At 59.9% G+C, this 5092-nt stretch carries 4 protein-coding genes and 1 pseudogene; all 5 read left to right on the top strand.

What is annotated here, in order from left to right; translation table 11 throughout:
• Window positions 1–466: pseudogene (locus L0H65_RS14205) on the top strand (hypothetical protein); the annotation flags it as partial.
• A gap of 235 nt (window positions 467–701) precedes the next feature.
• Entirely contained in the window at window positions 702–2285 is a 1584-nt protein-coding gene (locus tag L0H65_RS14200; protein ID WP_301459704.1) for a GMC oxidoreductase, read from the top strand.
• 31 nt (window positions 2286–2316) lie between these two features.
• On the top strand, window positions 2317–3912 hold the full coding sequence (zwf, locus tag L0H65_RS14195) for a glucose-6-phosphate dehydrogenase (RefSeq protein ID WP_301459703.1): 1596 nt from the start codon (window positions 2317–2319) through the stop codon (window positions 3910–3912).
• A 240-nt stretch (window positions 3913–4152) separates the two neighbouring features.
• Window positions 4153–4740: a methylenetetrahydrofolate reductase C-terminal domain-containing protein gene (locus tag L0H65_RS14190; RefSeq protein WP_301459702.1), complete on the top strand. Its 588-nt coding sequence runs from the start codon at window positions 4153–4155 to the stop codon at window positions 4738–4740.
• Window positions 4737–5092: methylenetetrahydrofolate reductase (locus tag L0H65_RS14185; protein WP_301459701.1), on the top strand; the 356-nt coding region annotated here is incomplete at its 3' end. The genes L0H65_RS14190 and L0H65_RS14185, both read left to right, overlap by 4 nt.

Here is a 5092-nt window from a genome sequence, read left to right as displayed (position 1 = left end):
GATGTGGACTACGGTTTCAAGCGTCATGGGCGGCGGCTATATCGCCGGGAGGATGCGCCGACGGGTTGTCGGCATCTCGGCTGACGAACTCAGTGTGCGCGACGGCATTCATGGCTTGGCGGTCTGGGGTGCTGCGATCCTCATGGGGGCGTGGCTTCTGGGTGCGGGTGCCGGTGCGGCGGTTGATGCGGCGGCGCAGACCTCTCCGACAGTGGTTGCGGCGGTGACGGATGCCGTAACGCCACAGCCGGGTGCTGATGTGACGCAACCGGCAGACGCAACCGCTGTGATCCCGGCACCTACGAAAGAGGAGTTGGAGACAGCGCGACGCTATTCCGTGATATCCGCCTTTGTGGTGGCTGCATCGCTGATGATTGCTGCGGCAGGCGCTTACTGGGCTGCCGGCGTTGGCGGTCGGCATCGCGACGAAAACCGGGTGTTCGCCCGGTTCGGAACATGGCTGTGAAATCTCAGACACGCGGAAGGAATTTTTGGAATGCGCTCGATACTTCTTTGGATACTTGGCGTCCCGATCTGGATCATCATCCTGATCGCCCTTTTCCACTGATAGCCGCGCTGTGGCGTGGGTTTTGATGGATTATCGGTGAAAACACGAGATGGCCCTGCGGAGACGCGGGGCCATTTCCCCCTCTGTCGGGACCTTGGGTTGAAGCGTCATCAATCAATGACATGGTGATGAAATGGCCGAAACACTCTATGACGTGATTGTAATCGGCTCCGGTCCGGGTGGCGGCGGCGTGGTCTGGAAACTGGCGGCTACCGGCAAGCGAATACTTGTGATTGAGCGCGGTGACTACCTGCCACGCGAGCGTGAGAATTGGGATACGCGCGAAGTCTTTGCCAAGGCGCGCTATCAGGCCGATGAGACATGGTATTCATCCTCGGGAGCGAGTTTCAAGCCGGGGTTGCACTATTGCGTCGGTGGCAATTCCAAAGTCTACGGTGCGGCGCTGTTCCGATTGCGCGAGCAGGATTTCGGGGCAGTCGCACATCCTGACGGCATTGCACCCGCATGGCCGCTGAAATACGACGCGTATGAACCGTATTATCAAGCCGCAGAGAACCTGTTTCAGGTTCACGGTGCGCGGGGCGAAGACCCGACCGACCCGCCAGCCCACGCGCCCTATCCGTATCCCGCGATCAGCCATGAACCGCGCATCGCCGCACTGGCCGAGGATTTTGCCAAGCAAGGTTTGCACCCCTTTCACTTGCCAATCGGCGGCTTGATGGATGAGGACGGCAGGGGCGGCACTTTGCCCCAATCCGCGCTTTTGCGCTGCGATCCGTTTGACGGTTATCCAAGCCTGACCAACGGCAAGGCCGATGCCCAGATCATCTGCATCGACCCTGTGCTGGCCGCGCATGACAATGTGACGCTTCTGACCAACGCTTATGTCGAACGGTTGCTGACCGATCCCGGTGGGCGCGCTGTTATGGGCGTCGATGTGGTGATTGCCGGTAAACATCATCGGATCGACGCGGATATCGTGGTGGTCGCCTGTGGGGCGCTTTCGTCCGCTCTTCTGTTCCTGCGTTCGATCAGCGACGCCCATCCGCAGGGGCTGGCCAATGGCAGCGGTCTGGTGGGATGCAATTACATGCGCCACAACAATGCAACCGTGCTGGCCATATCGCGCAGCGAAAACCCGACGCAGTTCCAGAAAACGCTGGGGTTGAACGATTTTTACCATGGCCACGCGCTGTCACCTGCGAACGATTGGGAATTCCCGCTCGGCCATATCCAGATGGTGGGAAAATCTGACGGAACCCAGATCGAGATTGAGGGGTTGCCCGACGCGCTGCATTGGCTGCCGGAAAAGCCCTTCGATTGGATCGCGCGCCATTCCATTGACTTCTGGCTCACCTCCGAAGATTTGCCGCGCGCCGAAAACCGGGTTTTCTACCGTGACGGCAAGGTGCATCTTGATCTTGCGCCGACCAATATGGAAGCCCATCACCGCCTGCGTGAGAAACTGCGCCAGATCGTGGACAAGGCCAATATCCACCCACATCTTATGGACCGCACGTTGTATGTGGGGAAGAATGTCCCGATCGGCGGCACCGCGCATCAATCCGGCACCATGGTTTTTGGCGAAGACCCTGCGACATCGGTTCTCAACCTCGATTGCCGCACGCATGAGGTTGAAAATCTCTATGTCGCGGATGCCAGTTTCTTCCCCTCCATCGGGGCAGTGAATCCAACCCTGACGATCATCGCGAACGCCTTGCGCGTCGCGGATGTGATCGCAGCGAGGTTGGGATGACGCGATGGCGTCAATAGCGAAAGGATAGACCATGCGCAAATCCAGCAAGACTTCCGCACATACCCATTCTGCGGTCAATCTGCGCAACGCACCACATGACGACGCGCCCGCCGCACCTGTCTGTACCATGGTGATATTCGGTGCGGCGGGTGATCTGACCAAGCGCCTTGTGGTGCCAGCCCTTTACAACCTCGTTAATTCCGGGCGATTGGCGGACGGGTTTCGTCTCGTCGGGGTCGATCACAGCGATCAGACAACGCAAAGCTGGCGTGACGGTCTGGGCGAAATGATGCAGGATTTCGTGTCTGACACGTCCGGTGAGTTTCACGCCGCAAGCATCAATCAGGCCCATTGGAAATGGCTGACGGAGCGGATGAGCTACCTTCAGGGCGATTTCCAGGACCCGGCGACGTTTCATGCGCTTTCCGATCATCTTGACGAAGTGGCGGGGCAACGAAAAGGGCCGGACAACCGGCTTTTCTATCTGGCCGTTGCCGACCGCTTCTTTGAAACCGTGGTGAACGGGTTGAGTGCGGCGGATCTTGTGCGGCAGGACGGTGACCGCTGGCGGCGCGTGGTGATCGAGAAACCATTCGGGCATGATCTGGCCTCGGCCAAGGTTCTGAACACAGCCGTCCTCAAGGTTCTGCGCGAGGATCAGGTGTTCCGGATGGATCATTTTCTTGGCAAGGAAACCGTGCAGAACATCATGGCGCTGCGCTTCGCCAATGGTTTGTTTGAGCCGATCTGGAACCGCGACCACATCGACCAGATTCAGATTACCGCCGCCGAAACGGTGGGTGTGGAGGCGCGCGGGAAGTTCTATGAGCGCACCGGCGCACTGCGGGACATGGTGCCGAACCACATGTTCCAACTGCTGTCTATGGTCGCGATGGAGCCGCCGACCTCCTTCGATGCCGATGCGGTGCGTAACCGCAAATCCGACGTGATCGGCGCGATTGAACCGATGGACCCAGCGCAGGCCTTGGCATCATCAGTGCGCGCGCAATACGCCGCCGGTACTGTCGCAGGCCACAAGGTTCGCGCCTACCGCAATGAGCCTGATGTTGACGCCCATTCGATGACGGAAACCTATGCCGCCCTTCGCCTGGGGATCGAGAATTGGCGGTGGGCCGGGGTGCCCTTCTACCTGCGGACAGGCAAATGCATGTCGACCCGCCAGACCGAGATTGCCATTCGGTTTCACCAGGCCCCCTATGCCTTGTTTCGCGGCACCGACGTTGCAAAGATGCACCCGAACTGGATGATCCTGCGCATTCAGCCGGACGAGGGCATCGCGCTGGAATTCGCGGCCAAACGCCCCGGCCCGACCGTGAAACTCTCGACTGTTGACATGGATTTCTCCTATTCGGATTTCTTCGCGCAAAAGCCGAGCACTGGGTATGAGACGTTGCTTTACGACTGCATGATGGGCGACGCGACCCTGTTTCAAAGGGCCGATACAGTGGAAAATGGCTGGCGTGCCGTTGATCCTGTTCTGGAGGCCTGGGCCGATGCGCCGCAAAAAACGATCCCGCAATATGCGGCAGGCAGTGACGGGCCAAAAGCAGCGGATGACCTGTTGCAAGCCAGTGGTCACGCCTGGCGGGCGTTGCCGTTGTCTTGACTTGGACGCGGCGACGGCAATCCGGCGGGATCGCGCGCCGCAGCGTAGAACCAGCGTTCGACCGGACGGCGGTTCTGCCTCTCTTCTGAGCTGACGCGGCGGGTTTGCGGTGAAAGGCAATCGTAGCTTTGCAGGCGTGGGTGCTGCTCCGCCAAGCGCGAATAAAACATTTCACACCAACATAGAAACGCTTTAGCGTGACCCGACCGTCGATCGTTGCTGTCGCATGTGGAGCATGGAATGTACCGGATACGTCTTTTCGCAACGCGCCATTCGCGGTCATTCGAATGGCTGTATCAACGCTTCGAGGCAGTGATGGTTGCACTCGATCCGCTGTTCGAGAAAATCGGCTACAACCGGGTCGAACGCCCGGTTGCGTTGATCGAGCGGGGTGTGAAGGGGTTACTGTTCGACTGCAAGATGTGCGGGCAATGCGTGTTGTCCTCGACTGGAATGTCCTGTCCGATGAACTGCCCCAAGGAATTGCGCAACGGCCCCTGCGGCGGTGTCCGTGAAGGTGGCTTTTGCGAAGTGAAACCCTTGATGCGCTGTGTCTGGGTTCAGGCGTGGGACGGTGCAAGTCAGATGCGCGGACGGGACCGCATCCTTCAGGTTCTGCCCCCCGTTGACCGACGTTTGAAAGGCTCATCAGCCTGGCTGCGCGCCAGCCGTGAGAAAGCCATCGCCTTGCGCGCGCACAGGATTGCCGGTTTGGATGCCGATCGCCTCGCCCTCGCCAATGCCTTTCCGCAGGCGCGTCAGATTGAGCCGACAAGCGCGCCATTGGCGCCCGAACCACCGCGCGCGCAGGGGAAATCAGACCAATGAGCACCGATCTGCCGGGCGATCATATCCGACCCTATGTCATCCCGCCGCCGGGCATGTCCTCCGGCAGTCGGCTGGAGCGTGTGTTGCGCGCCGGAAAATTCGCCGTGACCGCCGAATTGAACCCACCCGACAGCGCCGACCCGGCGGATGTGTTCGAAGCCGCGCGACCGTTGGCAGAAGTGGTGGACGCGATCAACGCCACCGATGCGTCAGGGGCAAATTGCCATATGTCGTCCCTCGGTATCTGCGCGCTGTTGACCCGCGCCGATTACAGCACGATCTATCAGATTTCCTGCCGCGATCGGAACCGCATCGCGATTCAGGGGGATGTGCTGGGGGCCGCCGCGATGGG

Source organism: Pseudorhodobacter sp., from assembly GCF_030452865.1.
Taxonomy (GTDB): domain Bacteria; phylum Pseudomonadota; class Alphaproteobacteria; order Rhodobacterales; family Rhodobacteraceae; genus Pseudorhodobacter.
Note: the sequence above shows the minus strand (reverse complement) of the source record. Positions and strands in the feature narration are given on the sequence as shown.

What these genes read in the sequence shown, in the direction of transcription:
- L0H65_RS14200 (WP_301459704.1), top strand. Translation starts at nt 702, where the DNA reads ATGGCCGAAACACTCTATGACGTGATTGTAATCGGCTCCGGTCCGGGT.
- L0H65_RS14190 (WP_301459702.1), top strand. Translation starts at nt 4,153, where the DNA reads ATGTACCGGATACGTCTTTTCGCAACGCGCCATTCGCGGTCATTCGAA.
- zwf (WP_301459703.1), top strand. Translation starts at nt 2,317, where the DNA reads ATGCGCAAATCCAGCAAGACTTCCGCACATACCCATTCTGCGGTCAAT.